Source organism: Klenkia brasiliensis (assembly GCF_900100695.1).
GTDB classification, from domain to species: domain Bacteria; phylum Actinomycetota; class Actinomycetes; order Mycobacteriales; family Geodermatophilaceae; genus Klenkia; species Klenkia brasiliensis.
The window spans coordinates 867825-886618 of the sequence record NZ_FNCF01000001.1; the positions used below are offsets into that span (position 1 = coordinate 867825).

General features: G+C 75.8%; 21 protein-coding genes and 1 rRNA gene. 8 read left to right on the forward strand and 14 right to left on the reverse strand.

Annotated features, from left to right (window positions below):
* Positions 1-20: 20 nt before the first annotated feature.
* The 4 genes from BLT39_RS04210 to BLT39_RS04225 all read right to left on the reverse strand — a co-directional run bounded on the left by BLT39_RS04210 (position 21) and on the right by BLT39_RS04225 (position 4274).
* Complete coding sequence (locus BLT39_RS04210) at positions 21-878, reverse strand: Fpg/Nei family DNA glycosylase (RefSeq protein ID WP_091058956.1); 858 nt, start codon at positions 876-878, stop codon at positions 21-23.
* A 60-nt stretch (positions 879-938) separates the two neighbouring features.
* Positions 939-1883 carry an ABC transporter substrate-binding protein gene (locus BLT39_RS04215; protein WP_091058959.1) on the reverse strand — a complete coding sequence of 315 codons (945 nt, stop codon included), beginning with the start codon at positions 1881-1883 and terminating at the stop codon, positions 939-941.
* Positions 1884-1921: 38 nt separating this feature from the next.
* Positions 1922-3403, reverse strand: a complete 1482-nt coding sequence (locus BLT39_RS04220; RefSeq protein WP_242658140.1) for an NAD-dependent malic enzyme — start codon at positions 3401-3403, stop codon at positions 1922-1924.
* Positions 3404-3497: 94 nt separating this feature from the next.
* Positions 3498-4274 carry a hypothetical protein gene (locus BLT39_RS04225; protein WP_091058962.1) on the reverse strand — a complete coding sequence of 259 codons (777 nt, stop codon included), beginning with the start codon at positions 4272-4274 and terminating at the stop codon, positions 3498-3500.
* A 76-nt stretch (positions 4275-4350) separates the two neighbouring features.
* Between BLT39_RS04225 and BLT39_RS04230 the strand changes: the two genes are divergently transcribed.
* Both BLT39_RS04230 and BLT39_RS04235 read left to right on the forward strand, forming a co-directional pair.
* Positions 4351-4818, forward strand: a complete 468-nt coding sequence (locus BLT39_RS04230) for a MarR family winged helix-turn-helix transcriptional regulator (protein ID WP_207507571.1) — start codon at positions 4351-4353, stop codon at positions 4816-4818.
* Between the two features lie 10 nt (positions 4819-4828).
* Positions 4829-5437, forward strand: coding sequence for a DedA family protein (locus tag BLT39_RS04235; protein ID WP_091058969.1), 609 nt, complete (start codon positions 4829-4831; stop codon positions 5435-5437).
* Here the strand turns inward: BLT39_RS04235 and BLT39_RS04240 are convergent.
* Positions 5427-5867 (reverse strand): DUF309 domain-containing protein, encoded by a 441-nt coding sequence (locus BLT39_RS04240; RefSeq protein ID WP_242658141.1) that lies wholly within the window; start codon positions 5865-5867, stop codon positions 5427-5429. The genes BLT39_RS04235 and BLT39_RS04240 overlap by 11 nt on opposite strands.
* A 172-nt stretch (positions 5868-6039) precedes the next feature.
* Here BLT39_RS04240 and egtA point away from each other — a divergent pair, with 172 nt between their 5' ends.
* Genes egtA through egtE form a run of 5 tightly spaced genes read left to right on the forward strand, consistent with a single transcriptional unit; the run spans position 6040 to position 11338 of the window.
* Positions 6040-7290 (forward strand): ergothioneine biosynthesis glutamate--cysteine ligase EgtA, encoded by a 1251-nt coding sequence (egtA, locus tag BLT39_RS04245; protein WP_091059498.1) that lies wholly within the window; start codon positions 6040-6042, stop codon positions 7288-7290.
* On the forward strand, positions 7287-8561 hold the full coding sequence (egtB, locus tag BLT39_RS04250) for an ergothioneine biosynthesis protein EgtB (RefSeq protein ID WP_091058975.1): 1275 nt from the start codon (positions 7287-7289) through the stop codon (positions 8559-8561). The genes egtA and egtB overlap by 4 nt, the downstream gene beginning before the upstream one ends.
* Complete coding sequence (gene egtC, locus BLT39_RS04255; RefSeq protein WP_091058977.1) at positions 8554-9243, forward strand: ergothioneine biosynthesis protein EgtC; 690 nt, start codon at positions 8554-8556, stop codon at positions 9241-9243. The genes egtB and egtC overlap by 8 nt, the downstream gene beginning before the upstream one ends.
* Positions 9240-10208, forward strand: a complete 969-nt coding sequence (gene egtD / locus BLT39_RS04260; protein ID WP_091058979.1) for an L-histidine N(alpha)-methyltransferase — start codon at positions 9240-9242, stop codon at positions 10206-10208. The genes egtC and egtD overlap by 4 nt, the downstream gene beginning before the upstream one ends.
* A gap of 23 nt (positions 10209-10231) precedes the next feature.
* Positions 10232-11338 (forward strand): ergothioneine biosynthesis PLP-dependent enzyme EgtE, encoded by a 1107-nt coding sequence (egtE, locus tag BLT39_RS04265; protein WP_091058982.1) that lies wholly within the window; start codon positions 10232-10234, stop codon positions 11336-11338.
* A 4-nt stretch (positions 11339-11342) separates the two neighbouring features.
* Here egtE and alc read toward each other — a convergent pair whose 3' ends face one another.
* A complete protein-coding gene (gene alc, locus BLT39_RS04270; protein WP_091058985.1) occupies positions 11343-12359 on the reverse strand; it encodes an allantoicase in 1017 nt (338 codons plus the stop codon).
* An 83-nt stretch (positions 12360-12442) separates the two neighbouring features.
* Here alc and BLT39_RS22235 point away from each other — a divergent pair, with 83 nt between their 5' ends.
* Positions 12443-12598: a hypothetical protein gene (locus BLT39_RS22235; protein ID WP_165640133.1), complete on the forward strand. Its 156-nt coding sequence runs from the start codon at positions 12443-12445 to the stop codon at positions 12596-12598.
* Positions 12599-12602: 4 nt separating this feature from the next.
* Here BLT39_RS22235 and allB read toward each other — a convergent pair whose 3' ends face one another.
* From allB to rrf, 8 genes are all read right to left on the reverse strand, one after another.
* Complete coding sequence (gene allB / locus BLT39_RS04275) at positions 12603-13913, reverse strand: allantoinase AllB (protein ID WP_091058990.1); 1311 nt, start codon at positions 13911-13913, stop codon at positions 12603-12605.
* Entirely contained in the window at positions 13910-14620 is a 711-nt protein-coding gene (locus BLT39_RS04280; protein ID WP_091058994.1) for an urease accessory protein UreD, read from the reverse strand. The genes allB and BLT39_RS04280 overlap by 4 nt, the downstream gene beginning before the upstream one ends.
* Positions 14617-15303 carry an urease accessory protein UreG gene (ureG, locus tag BLT39_RS04285; RefSeq protein WP_091058997.1) on the reverse strand — a complete coding sequence of 229 codons (687 nt, stop codon included), beginning with the start codon at positions 15301-15303 and terminating at the stop codon, positions 14617-14619. Before ureG ends, BLT39_RS04280 begins: the two co-directional genes overlap by 4 nt.
* A gap of 66 nt (positions 15304-15369) precedes the next feature.
* Entirely contained in the window at positions 15370-16095 is a 726-nt protein-coding gene (locus BLT39_RS04290) for an urease accessory protein UreF (RefSeq protein WP_091059001.1), read from the reverse strand.
* Positions 16096-16097: 2 nt separating this feature from the next.
* Positions 16098-17819, reverse strand: a complete 1722-nt coding sequence (locus BLT39_RS04295; RefSeq protein ID WP_091059005.1) for an urease subunit alpha — start codon at positions 17817-17819, stop codon at positions 16098-16100.
* Entirely contained in the window at positions 17819-18121 is a 303-nt protein-coding gene (locus tag BLT39_RS04300; protein ID WP_091059008.1) for an urease subunit beta, read from the reverse strand. The genes BLT39_RS04295 and BLT39_RS04300 overlap by 1 nt, the downstream gene beginning before the upstream one ends.
* Positions 18118-18420, reverse strand: coding sequence for an urease subunit gamma (locus BLT39_RS04305; RefSeq protein WP_091059011.1), 303 nt, complete (start codon positions 18418-18420; stop codon positions 18118-18120). The genes BLT39_RS04300 and BLT39_RS04305 overlap by 4 nt, the downstream gene beginning before the upstream one ends.
* 146 nt (positions 18421-18566) lie before the next feature.
* Positions 18567-18683, reverse strand: a 5S ribosomal RNA gene (gene rrf, locus BLT39_RS04310).
* Positions 18684-18794: the final 111 nt, after the last annotated feature.

Here is an 18794-nt window from a genome sequence, read left to right on the forward strand (position 1 = left end):
CCTGCCTCGTGCCGGGCCCGTCAGCGCAGGAGCTTGGACATCCGCCGGTCGGCCAGCGGCTTGCCGCCGGTCTGGCAGGTCGGGCAGTACTGCAGCGACGTGTCGGCGAAGGACACCTCGCGCACCGTGTCCCCGCACACCGGACACGGCAGGCCGGTGCGGGCGTGCACCCGCAGGTTGGCCCGCTTCTCGCCCTTGAGCTTGGCCGCCTGCTGGCCGACCTGGCGCTCCAGCGCGTCGGTGAGCGTGGTGCGCACCGCGTCGTACAGCCGCAGCGCCTCCTCGTCGGTGAGCTTGTCCGCGCCCTTGAACGGCGACAGCTTCGCCACGTGCAGGATCTCGTCGGAGTAGGCGTTGCCGATGCCGGCCAGCAGCGTCTGGTCGGTCAGCGCGCCCTTGAGCTGGCCCTTGCGCCCGCGCATCAGCGCGGTGAAGGACTCCGCGTCCACCTCCAGGGCGTCCGGGCCCAGCCGCGCGATGCCCGGCACCTCCGAGGACGGCGACCGGACGACGTAGACCGCCAGGCCCTTGCGGGTGCCCTGCTCGGTCAGGTCGAAGCCGGCGCCGTCGTCCAGGTGCACCCGGACGGCGAGCGGCCCCTTGCCCGGCTTGGGCGGGGCCGTGGGCAGCTCGGCGCGCCAGTGCAGCCAGCCCGCGCGGGCCAGGTGCACCACGAGGTGGATCCCCGAGACGTCCAGGTCGAGGAACTTCCCGGCGCGGCCGGCACCGGTGACCTCCAGGCCGGCCAGCGACCCCAGCGGCGGGTCGAACGTCTTCAGGGTCTGGATGCCGGCGAGGTCGACCCGGGTGACCACCTTGCCGACGGCGTTCTCCCGCAGGAACGCAGCCAACGCTTCGACCTCGGGCAGCTCCGGCACCTGTACATGGTCGCCCTCCGGGCTCCACCGCGTCCACGTGCCGTCCCCCGGCCGGGGTGGTCAGCGGGAGGCGGTGATCTCCGCGAGGTCGTCGAGGACCAGGCCGGCACCCGTCGGGCCCAGGCCCAGGAACCAGCGGCTGTCGTCGACCTCGTGGGCACCGCCGGCCTGCACCGGGGGCAGCGAGGTCCACAGCTCGCCCGCCATCAGCGACGCCGACTCCGCCGCCCCGCCGTCGCTGAACCCGGGCGACCAGAACACGACGTCGGAGGTGACCAGGTCCAGGGACTCCGCGGTCAGCTCCACCCGGTTGTCGGTGGTGTCCAGCGCGGCCGGCCACCGGAACCCCACGTCCTCCAGCACGCTGCCGACGAAGGACCCCCGGGCGTAGGCCCGGATCTGGTCCCCGCCCATGAACCGCAGGACGGCGACCTCGGTGGCACCCGGGTCGCCCCACGCGGCACCGATCTCCTCCACCCGGCGCTCGTAGTCGGCCAGGATCTCCTCCGCCCGCTCGGTCATCCCCAGGGCCTCGGCGTCGAGGAGGAAGTTCTCCTGCCACACCGCGCCCAGCTCGGCGGCCTGCACGGTCGGCGCGAGGGCCGAGAGCTGCTCGTGGATGGCCTCGTGCCGGACGGCGTTGGTGAGGATCAGGTCCGGCTGCAGCGCGGCGACCGCCTCCAGGTCGGGCTCGGCGATCGACCCGACGACCGCCACGTCGTCGGCGTCGAAGCCGTGGGTGGCGGCCAGCTCGTCGAGCAGGCCCTCGGTCTCCACCGCGCCCACGGGCACGACGCCGAGCGCGGTGACCGCGTCCAGCTCACCGGAGTCCAGCACCACGACCCGCTCGGGCGTGCCGGTGATCTCGGTGGTGCCCAGCGCGTGCACGACCGAGCGGGTGCCCTCCTCCGGCTGCGCCGCCGGCGCCGGAGCGTCCGTGCCGCAGCCGGCGAGCAGCACGCCGGCGGCGACGGCGAGGGCGATCGGGGTGGTCGGGCGTGCCACGGTGAGCCTCCTATTAGTTAGGTGAGGCTCACCTTAGATCAGACCGGGAGGCTGTCCTCGTCCAGGTCGACGGTGGCCCCGGGGGTGTGCCGGGCCGACTCCTCGACCGCCTTCGCCACCGCCTCCGTCGCCGCGGTGTCGAAGACGCTGGGGATGATGTAGTTGGCGTTGAGCTGGTCGTCCCGGACCACGGCGGCCAGCGCGTCGGCCGCGGCCAGCAGCATCCCGGGTCGGATCTCGGTGGCCCGGGCGTCCAGCAGGCCCCGGAACACCCCGGGGAAGGCCAGCACGTTGTTGATCTGGTTGGGCAGGTCCGACCGGCCCGACGCGACGACCGCGCAGTGCGCGCGGGCCCGGATCGGGTCCACCTCCGGCGTCGGGTTGGCCATCGGGAAGACGATGGAGCGCTCGGCCATGTGCTCCAGCGCCTCGACCGGCAGCACGTTGCCGGCGCTGACGCCGATGAACACGTCGGCCCCGACCAGCGCGTCGGTCAGCTCACCGCGCACGCACGCGGGGTTGGTCCGCCGCGCCAGCTCGAGCTTGGCCGGGGAGAGCCGGTCGTCGTCCGGGGAGAGCACGCCCTCGCGGTCCCACACCAGCACGTGCCGGGCACCGGCCTCCAGCAGCAGGGAGACGATCGCCGTCCCGGCCGCGCCGCCGCCGGCGACCACGATGCGCACGTCGGCCAGCTCCTTGTCCACCACCCGCAGCGCGTTGCGCAGGGCGGCGAGGGCCACGATCGCCGTCCCGTGCTGGTCGTCGTGGAACACCGGGATGTCGAGCTTGGCGCGCAGCCGGGCCTCGATCTCGAAGCAGCGGGGCGCGGCGATGTCCTCGAGGTTGATGCCCCCGAAGCCGGGGGCGATGAGCTCGACGGTGCGCACGATCTCGTCGACGTCCTGGGTGTCCAGGCAGATCGGCCAGGCGTCGATGTCGCCGAACCGCTTGAACAGCGCCGCCTTGCCCTCCATGACCGGCATGGCCGCGCCCGGCCCGATGTCGCCCAGGCCCAGCACGGCGGACCCGTCCGTCACCACCGCGACGGTGTTGCCCTTGATGGTCAGCCGGCGCACGTCCTCGGGGTGGTCGGCCAGCGCCAGGCAGACCCGGGCGACGCCGGGGGTGTAGGCCATGGACAGGTCGTCGCGGGTCCGCAGGGGGACCTTGGAGCCCACCTCGATCTTGCCGCCCAGGTGCAGGAGGAAGGTGCGGTCGCTGACCTTGCGCACGTGCACGTCCGGCAGGGCGTCCAGCGCGGCGACGACCTCCTCGGAGTGCGCGGCGTCGGCGGCCGAGCAGGTGACGTCGACGGTCAGCCCGTCGGAGCGGGACTCCACGACGTCCAGCGCGGTGACCGCGCCGCCCGCCGAGCCCACGGCGGTGGCGATGCGGCCGACGCTGGCCGGGTCGCCGTCGGCCGAGAGCCGCACGGTGATCGAGTAGGACGCCGAGGTGACCGGCCCGCGCACCGGCGGCGTCGGCGCGGGCGGGGTGGTCAGGGCAACGTCGCTCGTCACGCCGTCGATGGTCGGTCCCGGGGACGGCGGGGTCCAGCGGTGCACCACCGAACTCTGCGACCACAACCCGCCCACCCGCGGACCGCGTTCGTGATCAGCCGACGAGCAGCGCCTCCCGGCGCCTGCGCAGCGCCAGGGCCCGGATGACCAGCGACCCGGCGACGACCACCGCGGCGCCCAGCGCGGCCACGGTGACCGGCAGCGGGCCGCCGGCCGCGGCGATCGCGGTGGTGCCCCAGACGACGGCGAGGGCGAACGGCCCGGCCGCGACCCTCGAGGCCAGCACCAGCGCGCCGCCGATGACCGCCACCGCGACCATCGCGAGGACCGCCCAGACCTGGCTGGCGGCGGAGCCGGGGTCGATGCCCAGCAGCGCCACCCCGGTGTTCCCGACGTCGGCCACCGGCGCCACGGTCACCCAGCCCAGCAGCAGGCCGGCGGTGGCGGCGGGCAGCACCCGGGCGGCCCCGGTCACGTCGAGGTCCTGCAGCCGGGCGTAGGCCACCGCGGCGGCCGCGGTGATGCCGAAGATGAGCACCTGCGCGGTCCACTGCGCCGCGGGCGACCCGAACGGGTACACCACCTCCCACACCGCGTTGCCGGCGAAGGCCAGCGCGAGCGGCCAGCCGGTGCGCCGGTGCACCTCGCTGGCGCGCTGCGACGGCAGCGCCTGGTGGGCGGCCCAGGCCAGCGACCCCAGGAAGACCACGCCCCAGATGCTGAACGCGTAGCCGGCCGGGGTGACCAGCGAACGGGCCCCGTCGCTCACGTCCCCGACGCTCCGCCCGGACAGGGCGCTCCCCAGCGGGCTCCCGGCGACCTGGGCGACGGCGGCCACGGCGACCGCGACCACCCGTGTGGTGTCCTTCATGTCCGACTCCTCGCACGCTTCTCGACGACCAGATCTCTCTACCGTGGAACTATCGGACCGAAACCCGGAGGTGACGGTGGACGCAGCGCACCGCGAGGTCGTCCTGCTCCTCCGCTCGGTCGCCGTGGAGAGCAACCGGACGGCGGCCGTCTTCGGCGACGCCCACGGCCTGCACCGCACCGACCTGGACGCGCTGGCCGTCGTGGTGGGTGCCGCCGTGGCCGGCCGGGAGATGACCCCGGGCCTGCTGGCCACCGAGCTGCGGCTGTCCTCCCCCGCCACCACCGCGCTGGTCGACCGGCTCGAGCGGTCGGGCCACCTGGTGCGCGAGCGCTCCACCACCGACCGGCGCCGGGTGGTGCTCCGGGTGCAGGACACCGCCCGCGACCTCGCCCAGGCGTTCTTCACCCCGATGGCCGAGGACGTCGGCGCGGTGCTCGAGGGCATGACCGACGAGGAGGTGCAGGTCGTGGCCCGGTTCCTGCACCGCGCGGTCGAGGCGCTGCGGCCCCGCCCGGGTTCGTCGGGGGCACCCGCGGGGTAGCACCCGCGCCGTGGACGACATCCTGCACGCCCTGGCCAGCGCCCCGCGGGGCACGGGCCTGGCCGTGATCGCCGTCGTCCTGGTCGCCGAGGCCGCCTTCCTGGTCGGCATGCTGCTCCCCGGCAGCACCGCCGCGCTCGCGGCGGGCTGGCTGGCGGTCAACCGCGGCTTCCCGCTGCTGCTGGTCATCGCCGTCGTCACCGCGGCCACCGTGGTCGGCGCCCACCTGTCGTGGTGGCGGGGCGCGCACAGCGACGCCCCGCTCAAGGCCAGGGGGAAGGTCCGCAGCCTGCTGTCCAAGGTCTTCCGCGGGCTGCGCGAGCACCCGCTGGTGGCCGTCGCGGTCGCCCAGTGCGTCGCCGGCACCCGCACCCTCACGCCCCGGGCGGCCGCCGCGGCCGGGGTGCCCTACCGGCGCTTCGCCGTCGCCCAGTTCGCCGGCGCCGTGGTGTGGGCCAGCGTGCTGGTCACCAGCGGCACCACGGCGGCGAACCTGATGCCGCCGCTGGACCCCGACGTCTACGTCGCCGTGCCCCTGGTGGTCGGCGTGGCCGTGCTGGTCCTCCTCGCCGCCAAGCTCGTCCGCCGGCGCCGCGGCGCCCGCCTCGTCACCGCCTGAGCCGCGGCCACCCGTCCTCCGCCGGGCCCCGCGCCCACGCGGCCAGGGCCCCGGCGTCCACCCCCAGGACGGCGGCCACCGGTGCCGCGGCGTCCAGGTGACCGGCCGCCCGGTCGCGCAGCGTCCGGGCACCGACGGCGTTGCCCCGGGCGGCGTGGGTCAGCCCCACCGCCAGCTGCGCGAGCCCCCGCCAGAGCTGGCGCTGGTCCTCCGGCCCGGTCTTCCAGGCGTCCTCGAACACCTCGTGGGCGTGGAAGGGCCGGCCGGCGTCGAGCAGCGCCTGTGCCTCGTCGAGGGTCTGCTCCGCCGTCCGGACCACGCCCTCGGGTGCCCGCGGGACGTCCGGGGAGCCGTAGGGCAGCGGCCGCCCGAGCCCGTCGCGGGGGCGGGCGCTGCGCGCCCGGCCCTCGGCGTCCCGGTCCCGTGCCACCACCCCATCCTGCGCGGGTGAACGGGAGGTGTCGACGTGCCCCCGGGGTTGCCCCGGGAGGTAGGTCGTGTGCAAGGTGGTCACCGAGGACGGCCCGCGCAGTGCGAGCCGCCCCCGCACCGACCCGCGGTCGTCGTCGACCGGTCCGGACCTGGAGGGGGTGGCCGTGGCCATGTCCGTGCACGGCGAGCACGTCGGCGAGCTGGCCGGCGTCGACGAGGCGCGCGAGCACGTCCGGCGGGGAGCGCTGGCGCCCGCCGCACCCGGGCCGGTGGGCCTGGAGCTCGAGGCCCACCTCGTCGACCGGGCGCACCCGGGGCGCCGGGTGCCGTGGGCGCGGATCACCGGGCTGGTCGAGGACCTCGGCCCGCTGCCCGGGCGCAGCCGGGTCACCCTCGAGCCCGGCGGCCAGGTCGAGCTGTCCGGCCCGCCGGGGGACGACGTCGCCGCCGCGGTGGCGGGCCTGCGCGCCGACGCGGCCGTGCTGCGCTCGGTGCTGGGCGCCGCGGGCCTCGGCCTGGCCCCGCTGGGCACCGACCCCGCCCGCCCGGCCGCGCGGGTCAGCCCCGGCCCGCGCTACGCCGCCATGGAGCAGCACTTCACCGCCGTCGGGTGCCCCGTCGCCGGTGCGGCGATGATGACCTCCACCGCGTCGGTGCAGCTGAACCTGGAGGCCGGCACGCCGGCCGAGCAGCACGACCGGGTCGCGCTGGCGCACGCGCTGGGCCCGGTGCTGGTCGCGGTGTCGGCCAGCTCCCCGATGCTGGCCGGCCGGGAGACCGGGTGGGCCTCGACCCGCCAGCAGATCTGGGGCGACCTGGACCAGGCCCGCTGCGGGCCGCTGCTGGGCCGCCGCGACCCGGCCGAGGAGTGGGCCGACTACGCCCTCGCCGCCCCGGTGATGCTGGTCCGGTTCACCGACGAGGGCGGCGCCGAGCCGGTCACCGGCCGGGTCCCGTTCGCCGACTGGGCCGCGGGCACCACCCTGCTCGGGGGCCGGCGCCCGTCGGCCGCCGACCTGGACTACCACCTGACCACCCTGTTCCCGCCGGTCCGGCTGCGCGGGTTCCTGGAGGTCCGCTACCTCGACGCCGGCCCGGCCTGGCCCGCCGTCGCCGCGGTGGCCGCCACCCTGCTCGACGACCCGGACGCCGCGGACGCCGCCGCCGCGGCCTGCCTGCCCGTCGTCGGCCGGTGGACCGCCGCCGCCCGGCTCGGCCTGACCGACCCCGCGCTGCACGCCGCCGCCCGCGACTGCCTGGCCGCGGCCGCCGACCGGGTGCCCGCCGACCTGCGCACGGCCGTGCACGCCCTCGCCGAGCAGGTCGAGGCCGGCACCGGACCCGGCGCCGCCGTGCTCACCACCGCCCGAGCCCACGGACCCGAGGCCGCGCTGCTCGCGGCCACCGAGGAGGACCAGTGACCGACCTCAGGACCGACATCGACGCCGTCGTCCGCGACCTGACCGCCGCCCGCGACCGCACCCTGCACCTCACCGACCTGGACGAGCCCGAGCTGCTGCGCCAGCACGACCCGCTGATGAGCCCGCTGGTGTGGGACCTCGCGCACATCGGCCAGCAGGAGGACCTCTGGCTGCTGCGCGGCGGCCAGGCCGGCCGCTGCGGCATCCTGCCCCCGGACGTCGAGCAGCTCTACGACGCCTTCACCCACCCCCGCGCGGTCCGCTCCACGCTCCCGCTCCTGCCGCCGGTGGAGGCGCGCGGGTACGTCTCCGAGGTCCGCGCCCGGGTGCTGGACCGGGTGGCCGAGGCCGACGCATTCGAGGTGGCCATGGTGGTCAGCCACGAGCAGCAGCACGACGAGACCATGCTGCAGACCCTGCAGCTGCGGCGCGGCCCCGCCGTCCTCGGCACCGGCACCCCGCTGCCCCCCGGCCGGCCCGGCGTCGCCGGCACCTCGGTGCTGGTCCCCGGCGGCTCCGCGGTCATCGGCGTCGACGGCACGGCCGAGCCGTTCAGCCTGGACAACGAGCGCGGCGCGCACACCGTCGACGTCCCCGCCTTCCGGATCGGCCGGGTGCCGGTCACCAACGCCGAGTACGCCCGGTTCGTCTCCGACGGCGGCTACGACCGCCCCGAGCTGTGGAGCGGGCGGGGCTGGCAGGTGCGCACCGACATGGGTCTGGCGCACCCGATGGGCTGGCACGGCGACGGCACCCGCACCCGGTTCGGGGTGGTCGAGGAGGTGCCCGGTGACGAACCGGTCCAGCACGTCTCCTGGTTCGAGGCCGACGCCTACGCCCGGTGGGCCGGCGCCCGGCTGCCGACCGAGGTCGAGTGGGAGAAGGCCGCCGCCTGGGACCCGGCCACCGGCCGTCGCCGCCGGTACCCCTGGGGCTCCACCGAGCCGACCCCGGAGACGGCCAACCTCGGCGGCACCGCACTGCGCCCGGCCCCGGTCGGCGCCTACCCCGCCGGCGCCTCGGCCTACGGCGTCGAGCAGCTGATGGGCGACGTGTGGGAGTGGACCTCCTCAGACTTCACCGCGTGGCCCGGCTTCACCCCGATGCTCTACGCCGACTACTCCGCCCCGTTCTTCGGCGGCGACTACAAGGTGCTGCGCGGCGGGGCGTGGGCGGTGGGCGCGTCGATCCTGCGGCCCAGCTTCCGCAACTGGGACCACCCGCAGCGGCGCCAGGTCTTCAGCGGCGTCCGGCTGGCCTGGGATGTGTAGGCACCTCGCCTACCTGGGCCGGCCGCGCACGCTGGCCTCGCTGGTGCTGGAGCCGCCGTCCTCCCTGCTCGTGCAGTCCTACGCGCCGCGGCGCCAGCGGCACGGCACGGTCAACGCCGACGGCTGGGGCGTGGGCTGGTGGGCGCCGGACCGGCCGGAGCCCGCTCGCTGGCGCGCGGCCACCCCGCTGTGGGGCTCGGCGTCCTTCGCCTCGGTGGCACCGGCGGTGTCCTCGTCCTGCGTGCTGGCCGCCGTCCGGTCGGCGACCGTCGGCATGCCGGTCGACGAGACCGCCGCCGCACCGTTCACCGACGGCACCTGGCTGCTGTCCCACAACGGCCGGGTCGACCGCGCCGTGCTGCCGCCCGCCCCCGGGGCGGAGTCGGTCTGCGACAGCGCGCAGCTCGCCGCGGTGGTCTTCGCCCGCGGCGCGACCGCCCTCGGCGACGTCGTCGTCGAGGTGGGGACGGCGGACCCCGCGGCCCGGCTGAACCTGCTGGCCACCGACGGCACCCGGCTGCTGGCCACCACGTGGGGCGACACGCTCTCGGTGCTCGCCACCGACGAGGGCACCGTGCTGGCCAGCGAGCCCTACGACGACGACCCCCGCTGGACCGACGTCCCCGACCGGCACCTGGTGACGGTCACCCCCGACGGCACCGCCCTGGAGGCCCTGCAGTGAGCTTCACCCTGACCGACCACCTCGGACCGGTCGACGCCGGCGCCGCACTGCGCGCCGACGTGCTCGCCGGGCTGACGGCGATGCCCAAGACGCTGCCGCCGACCTGGTTCTACGACGCGCGCGGCAGCGAGCTGTTCGACGAGATCACCCGGCTGCCCGAGTACTACCCGACCCGGGCCGAGCGGGCGATCCTCGCCGAGCACGCCGACGAGGTGGCGGTGCTGTCGGGCGCGGACACCCTGGTCGAGCTCGGCAGCGGGACGTCGGAGAAGACCCAGCTGCTGCTGGACGCGCTGACCACCGCTGGCACCCTGCGCCGGTTCGTGCCCTTCGACGTCGACGCCTCCGTGCTGCGCCACGCCGGCCAGGTGATCGGTGACCGGTTCCCCGACCTCGCCGTCGACGCCGCCGTCGGCGACTTCACCCAGCACCTGGGCAAGCTGCCCCGGGAGGGCACCCGGCTGGTGGCCTTCCTCGGCTCCACGATCGGCAACCTCGAGCCCGGACCGAGGGCGGCGTTCCTGGCCGACGTGGGCGCGATGCTCGACCCGGGCGACTGGTTCCTGCTCGGCACCGACCTGGTCAAGGACACCGGCCGGCTGGTCGCGGCCTACGACGACGCGGCCGGGGTGACCGCGGCGTTCAACAAGAACGTGCTGGCCGTCGTCGACCGCGAGCTCGACGCCGACGCCGACCTGGACGCCTTCGACCACGTCGCGCTCTGGGACCCGGAGAACTCCTGGATCGAGATGCGGCTGCGGTCGGTCCGCGACCAGGTGGTGCGCATCGGCGCGCTGGACCTGGCAGTGCCCTTCGCGGCGGGCGAGGACCTGCGCACCGAGGTCTCCACCAAGTTCCGCACCGAGCAGGTGGCGCAGGAGCTGGCCGCGGCCGGGCTGCGGGTCGCCGAGTGCTGGACCGACCCCGACGGCGACTTCGCGGTCACCCTGGCCACACCGTTCTGAGCCACCCCGGCGAGGATGGGGCGGTGACCCTCCCCCACCCGGAGCTCGGCGCCGCCTGGCGCGCTGCCCGTCCCCGGCCCGCCGGCGTGCACCTGGACTCCGCGGCCTGCAGCCGGCAGTCGGCCAAGGTGCTCGACGCGGTGGCCCACCACGCCCGGCACGAGGCCGAGGTCGGCGGCTACGTGGCGGAGGAGTCCGCCGAGATGCTGCTGCAGCAGGGCCGGTCGGTGCTGGCCGGGCTGGTCGGGATGGCCGCCGCGGACGTCTCGTTCACCGAGAGCGCCTCGTCGTCGATCCGCATCCTGCTCGACGCCTGGTCCCTGCCCGCCGGGTCACGCATCGGCGTGCTGCCCGGGGAGTACCACGGCAACCTCGCCGCGCTGGCGCACGCCGGGCTGGATCCGCTGGTGCTGCCCGCCGACGACCTGGGCCGGCTCGACCTGGACGCCACCGCCCGGCTGGTGCGCGCCGACCCGCCGGCCGCGGTGCACCTGACCGTGGTGGCCAGCCACCGCGGCGTCGTCCAGCCCTGGACCGAGCTGTCCCGCCTGTGCCGGGCCACCGGGGTGCCCCTGGTGGTCGACGCCGCGCAGGCACTGGGCCAGGTCGACTGCGACGTCCCGGCCGACGTCGTCTACGGCACCTCCCGCAAGTGGCTGGCCGGCCCGCGCGGGGTCGGGTTCCTCGTCACCCGCCCGGGGTTCCGGGCCGGCCTGCGGCCGGTGCAGGGCGACCCGGCGGACGCGCTGTCCTACGAGACCCACGACGCGCACGTGGCCGGCCGGGTCGGGCTGACCCTGGCGATCGGCGAGCACCTGGCCGCGGGGCCGGTCGCGGTGCGCGAGCGGCTGGCCGGCATCGGCCGCGCGGTGCGCGAGCGGCTCGTCGACGTCCCCGGCTGGACCGCGGTCGAGCCGCTGGACGAGCCGACGGCGTCCACCACGCTGACCGGCCCGGACGTCGTCACCGCCCACGCCCGGCTGCGCGCCGAGCACGGCGTGGTGACCACCCTGTGCCTGCCGGCGCGCGCACCGGGCGAGCTGGCGGAGCCGGTGCTGCGGGTCTCCCCGCACCTGGACGTCACCGACGCCGACCTCGACACCCTGGTCGAGGCGCTGCGCGCCGGCTGAGGCGTCAACGGGACGCGCCGGGGCCCCGTCCGTCGAAGGCCCGCTGCAACTGGGCCCGGCCGGCCTCGGTGGCCCGGCCCCACAGCCGCAGCCGGGCCATGCCGCCGTCGGGGAAGACGTCCAGCCGGACGCTGACCACCCCGGGGGCGTCCGCGAGCAGGAACCGGTGCCGGGTGTCGGGCTGCAGCCGGGTGCGGGGCAGCAGCTCGACCTCGGTCCCGTCGGCGGTGCGCCCCGTCAGCGCCGCGGCACCCGGTGCGTTGCCGAGGAAGTACGAGGTGTCGAGCTCGGCGAGGGCGACGACGCCCTCGCAGGCCAGCTGCACGTCGACCCAGTCGTTGCCGTCCCCGCGCCGGCGGGCGTTCTCCCACCCGCCACCCATGTTCGCCGCGTCGCCGCGGCCGAGGAGCTGGTGCGGGCTGCCGTAGAAGGCGTTGCTGACCGCGGTGACCCGGCCGCCGTTCTCCAGCGCGGCCAGGTCGAAGGGCCCGGCGTCGAGGAAGCGGGGGTCGGGGACGGCGGTGCCGTGCACCCGGAAGCGGGCCACGCCGCCGTCCGGGTGGATGGTGAGCCGGACGTGGGTGACCCGCGGGCCCGGCTCGACGGCGAAGGCGTTGGCGGTGCCGCCGGCCAGGTCGACGCGGGGCAGCAGCGGCTGCCAGTCGGCGGCGACGAGCTCCTCGACCGACGGGTGCCCCTCGACGGCGACGGCCTGCACGGACGCCTGCGGCGGGTAGTTGCCCAGGAAGAACGCGGTGTCGACGACCACGCCGGCGACCACGCCCGGGGTGCCGAGCCGGACGACCGCCCAGTCCTCGCCCGGCTCGCGGCGACGGCGGGTCTCCCAGCCGTCGTACTCCTTGCCCTTGTGCCCGAAGTCGGGGCGGGCCTGCGCCGGACCGGGCAGCACCAGGTTCTCCCGGGCGGCGAAGAACTCGTCGTTCGCGGCGACCACGGCACCGCCCTGGGCGCGGTTCGCGAGGTCGGGCAACGCCGTCCAGTCGGGGGCGGGGTGGGTCATCGGTCTCCGTTCACCGGGTGTGGTCACTGTCGCAGAGCGGGTAGGTCGAGCGGGCACCGATCCGACGTCCGCAGGAGGACACCATGACCCACCCCGACGACGACCTGCGCGCCCGCGCCGAGGAGCACGTGCGCGACCTCCCCGCCGAGGACGCGCTCGGCGGACCCGACCCCGCCGGCGGGGTCGACGACGACCCGCAGGTGCTGGACGAGGCGGCCCGGGAGGAACCGCAGTCCTAGGTCCCTAGGCGCCCCGGTCGAGCAGCCGGCCGCGCGGTGCGCCGTCCACGGGTCCGCCCCGCAACCACACCCGCCGCACCACCCCCGTCAGCTCCCGCCCGGTGTAGGGCGTCACCGGGTTGCGGTGCTCCAGCCGCCCCACGGTGGCCACGGCGTCGGGGGCGAAGGCCACCAGGTCCGCGTCCTTGCCGACCGCGATGCCGCCCTTGGCGGGCAGCCCGGCCAGCGCCGCCGGCGCCGCCGACATCAGCTCCACCACCCGGCCCAGCCCGAGGCCGCGGGCCCGCGCCCCGGTCCACACCGCCGGCAGCGTCACCTGCAGCCCGGCGATGCCGCCCCAGGCCAGCCCGAAGTCGCCGACGTCGAGCCGCTTGAGCTCGGGCGTGCACGGCGAGTGGTCGCTGACCACCAGGTCGACGTCGCCGTCGGCGAGGGCCTGCCAGAGCGCCTCGCGGTGGGCGGCCTCGCGGATCGGCGGGCAGCACTTGTAGGCGGTGTCGCCGTCGGGGACCTCGTCGGCGGCGAAGGTCAGGTAGTGCGGGCAGGTCTCCACCGTGACCCGGACGCCGTCGGCCCGCGCCCGGCGCAGCAGCGGCAGCGCCCCCGCGTCGGCCAGGTGGACCACGTGCACCCGAGCGCCGGTGTCGGCGGCCGCGGCGAGCAGCCGCGCGATGGCGGTCTCCTCGGCGGCCGGCGGGCGCGAGGCGAGGAAGCCGGCGTAGCTGCGCCCGTCCGGGTCGGGGGCGGCCTCGATGGTGGCCTCGTCCTCGCAGTGCGCGATGAGCAGCCCGTCGACGGCGGCGAGCTCGGTCAGCACCTCGCGCAGCCCGGCGTCGTCCAGCGGCGGGAACTCGGGGACGCCGCTGTCGAGCAGGAAGCACTTGAAGCCGACCACCCCGGCGTCGAGCATCGGCCGCAGCTCGCCGGTGTTCCCGGGGACGGCGCCGCCCCAGAAGGCGACGTCGACCGACACCTGGCCCGCGGCCACCGACCGCTTGGCGGCCAGGCCGTCGAGGGTGGTGGTGGGCGGGATCGAGTTCAGCGGCATGTCCACGACGGTGGTGATGCCACCGGCCGCGGCGGCCCGGGTGGCGCTGGCGAAGCCCTCCCACTCGGTGCGGCCGGGCTCGTTGACGTGCACGTGGCTGTCGACCAGGCCGGGCAGCAGCACCTCGTCGTCGGCCAGGGTCGTGACCTCGTCGCCGCCGGTGACGTCGTCGAACCCGGTGACGGCGGTGATTCGGCCGCCGGTGACGTGCACGGCGGCCGGGCGCTCCCCGTCGGGCAGCACGACACGTCGGGCGCGGACGATCACAGGGCCTCCTCGACCGGTGCGGCGCCCTCGAGCAGGGCCAGCCGGCCCAGGGTGGCGGCGAGCCGGTCCCCCCAGGCGGTCGCCACCCAACCACGCTCCAGCGGCAGCCGGACGGCGTCGGTCCCGGTGGCCCGGTCGAGGGCGCGACCGGCGTGCACGGTGCTGGCGTAGGCGCGCGGGGCGACGGGGGGCAGCCAGGCCGGCGCCCCGGGGCCCAGCCCGACGGTGGTGTGCAGCAGCGGGACGCCGGCCCGCTCGACGCGGGTGGTCCCGGTCCAGCGGCCGGGCTCCTCGCCGACCCGGCCGAGCTGCACCTGCTCGGTGGCGGTCAGCTCGGCGTCGTCGTCGAGCTCGGCGTGCAGCAGCGCGTGGTGGGCGGCGCCGCGGGTGACCACCGTGGGCTCGGCCCGCAGGTCCAGGACGCCGGCGACCTCGGCGCGGACCCGCTGCACCGACGGTGGTGACTCGCCGCGCGCGGGCAGCACGACCGCGGCCGCGACGGTGCGCACCGCCAGCCGCGCACCGGCCTCGACGACGAGCCGGACCTCGGCGTAGTCCCCGCCCAGCGGCCCGAACGCGGTGGCGACCAGGTGCACGGTGGACGGACCGGTCCGCCGCACGGCGAGCTGGCCGCTCGCGCGGACGACGGGCAGCACGGTGCGCCCGCCCGGTCCGGCGCGGGCGACCACCTCGACGAGGGTCCTCACGCGTGCTGGGCCGCGCGGCTCCGCAGCTGCTGGCGCACCCAGCCGGCCACCTCGGTGGCGGCCGGGTCCTCGCGCAGGGAGATCAGCAGGGTGGGCTTGTCGGCCCGCACGGCGGCGGCGTCGCGGCGCATGACGTCCAGGTCGGCGCCCACCAGCGGTGCGAGGTCGGTCTTGTTGACCACCAGCAGGTCCGAGGCGGTGACGCCGGGCCCGCCCTTGCGCGGCACCTTGTCCCCGCCGGCGACGTCGACCACGAAGATCTGCACGTCGACCAGGCCGTAGCTGAACGAGGCGGTGAGGTTGTCACCGCCGGACTCGACCAGCACCAGCTCCAGGCCGGGGTGGCGGGACTCGAGCAGCTCGACGGCGTCGAGGTTGGCGGTGATGTCGTCGCGGATAGCGGTGTGCGGGCAGCAGCCGGTCTGCACGGCCTCGATGCGGTCGTCGGGCAGCACGGCGTTGCGGCGCAGGAAGTCGGCGTCCTCGGTCGTGTAGATGTCGTTGGTGACGACGGCGAGGTCGAGCTCGGCGCCCAGGGTGCGGCACAGCGCGGCGGCCAGCGCGGTCTTGCCCGAGCCGACCGGACCGCCGAGGCCCACCCGCAACGGGCCGTGGCGGTGGCCGCGGGCGGCGGGGTCGTCGTAGGGGTCCACGTAGTCGTCGAGCAGGTGGTCAGGCGGCATGGTCGCTCCCGGGGGTCGTGGCGGTCGGGGTCGTGGGTGTCCCGCGCTGGGCGGGGCAGGTCGGTGTCACGAGGCGAAGTAGCGGTCGTCGCGGGCCGCGTGCACCTCGGCGAGCAGATCGAGCAGCGGGTCGGTGTCAGCCGGCAGCCAGGCCGGGTCCGGCCCCGGCTGGTCGGCGGCGTGCTGGGTGACGGCGTGCTGGGCGACGGCGTCGACGTCCGAGGTGAGCCGGGCGGTGACGGTCGCGACGGTGATCGGGTCCATGGCCAGCAGTCGTTGCGCGGCGGTCGCCGAGCCGGTGATCGCCAGGTAGGCGGCGGCCTGCGCCGCGTCGGTCGGCTGCAGTCCGGCGGCCGCGGCGGCGACGCCCAGCGCCAGCGGGTGGTGGGGGTGCGGGGGCAGTTCGTCCCACAGCGTGGTCGGCCAGGCCCGCCGGCCGACGCGGACCAGGCCACGGCCCTGTTGCCGGGACGCCTGCCGCAACGCCGGGGAGGGGGTCCGGGCGTCGGCCTCGGCGTCGAGCCGGGCCAGGCCGTCCCGGGCCGCTCCGCCGGGGGCCGGGTCGTCCCCTGGCGGACCACTGTCGCCGGGCGAGCGGACCACGCGGCAGGCTGCGGCGGCCAGGCCGGCGGCGGTGGCCCCCGCGGTGGTCAGCCGACGACGCAGGAACACCTCGAGGCTGCGCGGGTCGTGGACCACCCCCGCGGCGATGGCCTGCTCGACGCCACCGGAGTGCGTGTGCCCCCCGGCGGGCAGCCGCGAGTCGGCGAGGGTGAGCAGCGCAGCGGTCATGGTCAGAACAGGAAGTAGCGCTGGGCCATCGGCAGCTCGGCGACCGGCTCGGGCTCCCAGACCTCACCGTCGACCGACACCGTGAAGGTGTGCGGGTCGACCCGGATGTCGGGGAGTGCGGTGTTCTCGGGCATGTCGGCCTTGCCCAGCCGGCTGGTGTCGCCGACCGCGGCCAGTCGGCGGTCGACGGCCAACCGGTCGGCCAGGCCCGCGTCGATCGCTGCCTGGGCGACGAAGTGGACCGAGGTCAACGCCGGGACCTTGCCGTAGGCGCCGTACATGGGCCGCGGGTAGACCGGCTGCGGGGTCGGGATCGAGGCGTTGGCATCACCCATCTGCCCCCAGGCGATCATCCCGCCCTTGAGCACCACGTGCGGCCGGACCCCGAACGTCTTCGGGTCCCACAGGACCAGGTCGGCGAGCTTGCCGGGCTCCACCGAACCCACCTCCCCGTCGATGCCGTGCGCGACGGCGGGGCAGATCGTGTACTTGGCGACGTACCGGCGAGCGCGGGCGTTGTCGGCCGCGCCGTCGCCGGGCAGCGAGCCCCGGCGGCGCTTCATGACGTGCGCGGTCTGCCACGTGCGCATCACGACCTCACCGACCCGGCCCATCGCCTGCGCGTCGGACCCGATCATCGAGATGGCCCCGATGTCGTGCAGCAGGTCCTCGGCCGCGATGGTCGTGGGCCGGATCCGGCTCTCGGCGAAGGCCAGGTCCTCGGGCACGGAGCTGTCGAGGTGGTGGCAGACCATGAGCATGTCGAGGTGCTCGTCGAGGGTGTTGACGGTGTGCGGCCGGGTCGGGTTCGTGCTGCTGGGCAGCACGTTCGGGTGGCCGGCGACCGTGATGATGTCGGGCGCGTGCCCGCCCCCGGCACCCTCGGTGTGGTAGGCGTGGATGCTGCGGCCGGCGATGGCGGCCAGGGTGTCCTCGACGAAGCCGGCCTCGTTCAGGGTGTCCGAGTGCAGCGCGACGGGGACGCCGTGCCGGCCGGCGACCGTGAGCGCGGCGTCGATCGCGGCCGGGGTAGAGCCCCAGTCCTCGTGCAGCTTGAACCCGCTCGCGCCGGCGCGCAGCTGCTCCTCCAGCGAGGCGTGCGAGACGGTGTTGCCCTTGCCCAGCAGGGCGACGTTGACCGGCCAGACGTCCATCGACTCCAGCATCCGGGCCAGGTACCAGTCGCCCGGGGTGATGGTGGTGGCCTTGGACCCCTCGGCGGGACCGGTGCCGCCACCGATCAGCGTGGTGACCCCGGAGCCGAGCGCGGTGGGCACGATCTGCGGGCAGATGAAGTGCACGTGGCAGTCGATGCCGCCGGCGGTGAGGATCTTGCCGTTGCCGGCGAGCACCTCCGTGGCCGGGCCGATGACGAGGTCGGGGTGGACGCCGTCCATCGTGTCGGGGTTGCCGGCCTTGCCGAGGGCGACGATGCGCCCGTCGCGGATGCCGACGTCGGCCTTGACGACCCCCCAGTGGTCGAGCACGACGGCGCCGGTGATGACCAGGTCGGGCGCACCCTCGGCGCGGGTGGCCCGGCCCTGGCCCATCGACTCACGGATGACCTTGCCGCCGCCGAACACCGCTTCTTCACCGGCGGCGCCAGGGCCACCGGAGCGGTCCTCGGTGACCTCGATGAGCAGGTCGGTGTCGGCCAGCCGGATGCGGTCACCCGTGGTGGGGCCGTACAGCTGGGCGTAGCGCTCCCGGGACAGCCGGACCATCAGCCCAGACCCCCTTCCGCGGTCAGGCCCGGCACGACCCGCGCGCCGGCCAGGGGCACCAGCACCACCGTCTGCTCGATGCCGGGTTCGAACCGCACGGCCGTGCCGGCGGCGATGTCGAGGCGCTGGCCGTGCGCGGCGGCACGGTCGAAGTCGAGGGCGGCGTTGGCCTGCGCGAAGTGGAAGTGGGAGCCCACCTGCACGGGACGGTCGCCGGTGTTCACCACTTGGACCTCGGTGCGCGGGGCGCCGGGGAGCGTCTCGATCCACCCCTCCGCCGGGATGACCTCACCGGGGATCACGGGATCGGGTGGTGGACGGTCACCAGCTTGGTCCCGTCGGGGAAGGTCGCCTCCACCTGCACCTCCTCGAGCAGCTCGGGGACACCGTCCATCACGTCGTCGCGGGTGAGGACCGTGCGGCCGCTCTGCATGAGCTCGGTGACCAGGACCCCGTCGCGGGCACCCTCGAGCACGTGGTCGGCAACCAGGGCGGTGGCCTCGGGGAGGTTGAGCTTGAGCCCCCGGGCCTGCCGGCGCCGGGCCAACTCGGCCGCGTAGCTCAGCAGCAGCCGCTCCTGCTCGTGCGGTGACAGGTGCACGGATCCCCTTCCGTCATGGACGGATCGACCGTACTGCCGGGGTGTGACGATCCGGTTTCCGCACCTCGCCGCACGACGGCTCGGAATTGTCCCGGGAACGCCAGAACGGGGTCACAGCTGTGCTGTGACCCCGTTCTGGGAATGGTGTCCGGCGGTGTCCTACTCTCCCACCCGGTCCCCCGGGCAGTACCATCGGCGCTGAGAGGCTTAGCTTCCGGGTTCGGAATGAGACCGGGCGTTTCCCTCTCGCCATGACCGCCGTAACGCTGTGAAAGTTGACCGGACCCCACCACCACGCAGCCCTGGAGGCTGGGGTGTTGGGGGGTGTTCGGTTCTTTCAGAACCGCACAGTGGACGCGAGACACGCTTGTGTT

Bases quoted from the DNA above. Each gene is read 5' to 3' on its own strand.
- BLT39_RS04225 (WP_091058962.1), bottom strand. From the start codon at position 4,274: ATGAAGGACACCACACGGGTGGTCGCGGTCGCCGTGGCCGCCGTCGCC.
- egtA (WP_091059498.1), top strand. From the start codon at position 6,040: ATGTCCGTGCACGGCGAGCACGTCGGCGAGCTGGCCGGCGTCGACGAG.
- egtC (WP_091058977.1), top strand. From the start codon at position 8,554: ATGTGTAGGCACCTCGCCTACCTGGGCCGGCCGCGCACGCTGGCCTCG.
- alc (WP_091058985.1), bottom strand. From the start codon at position 12,359: ATGACCCACCCCGCCCCCGACTGGACGGCGTTGCCCGACCTCGCGAAC.
- BLT39_RS22235 (WP_165640133.1), top strand. From the start codon at position 12,443: ATGACCCACCCCGACGACGACCTGCGCGCCCGCGCCGAGGAGCACGTG.
- ureG (WP_091058997.1), bottom strand. From the start codon at position 15,303: ATGCCGCCTGACCACCTGCTCGACGACTACGTGGACCCCTACGACGAC.
- BLT39_RS04290 (WP_091059001.1), bottom strand. From the start codon at position 16,095: ATGACCGCTGCGCTGCTCACCCTCGCCGACTCGCGGCTGCCCGCCGGG.
- BLT39_RS04295 (WP_091059005.1), bottom strand. From the start codon at position 17,819: ATGGTCCGGCTGTCCCGGGAGCGCTACGCCCAGCTGTACGGCCCCACC.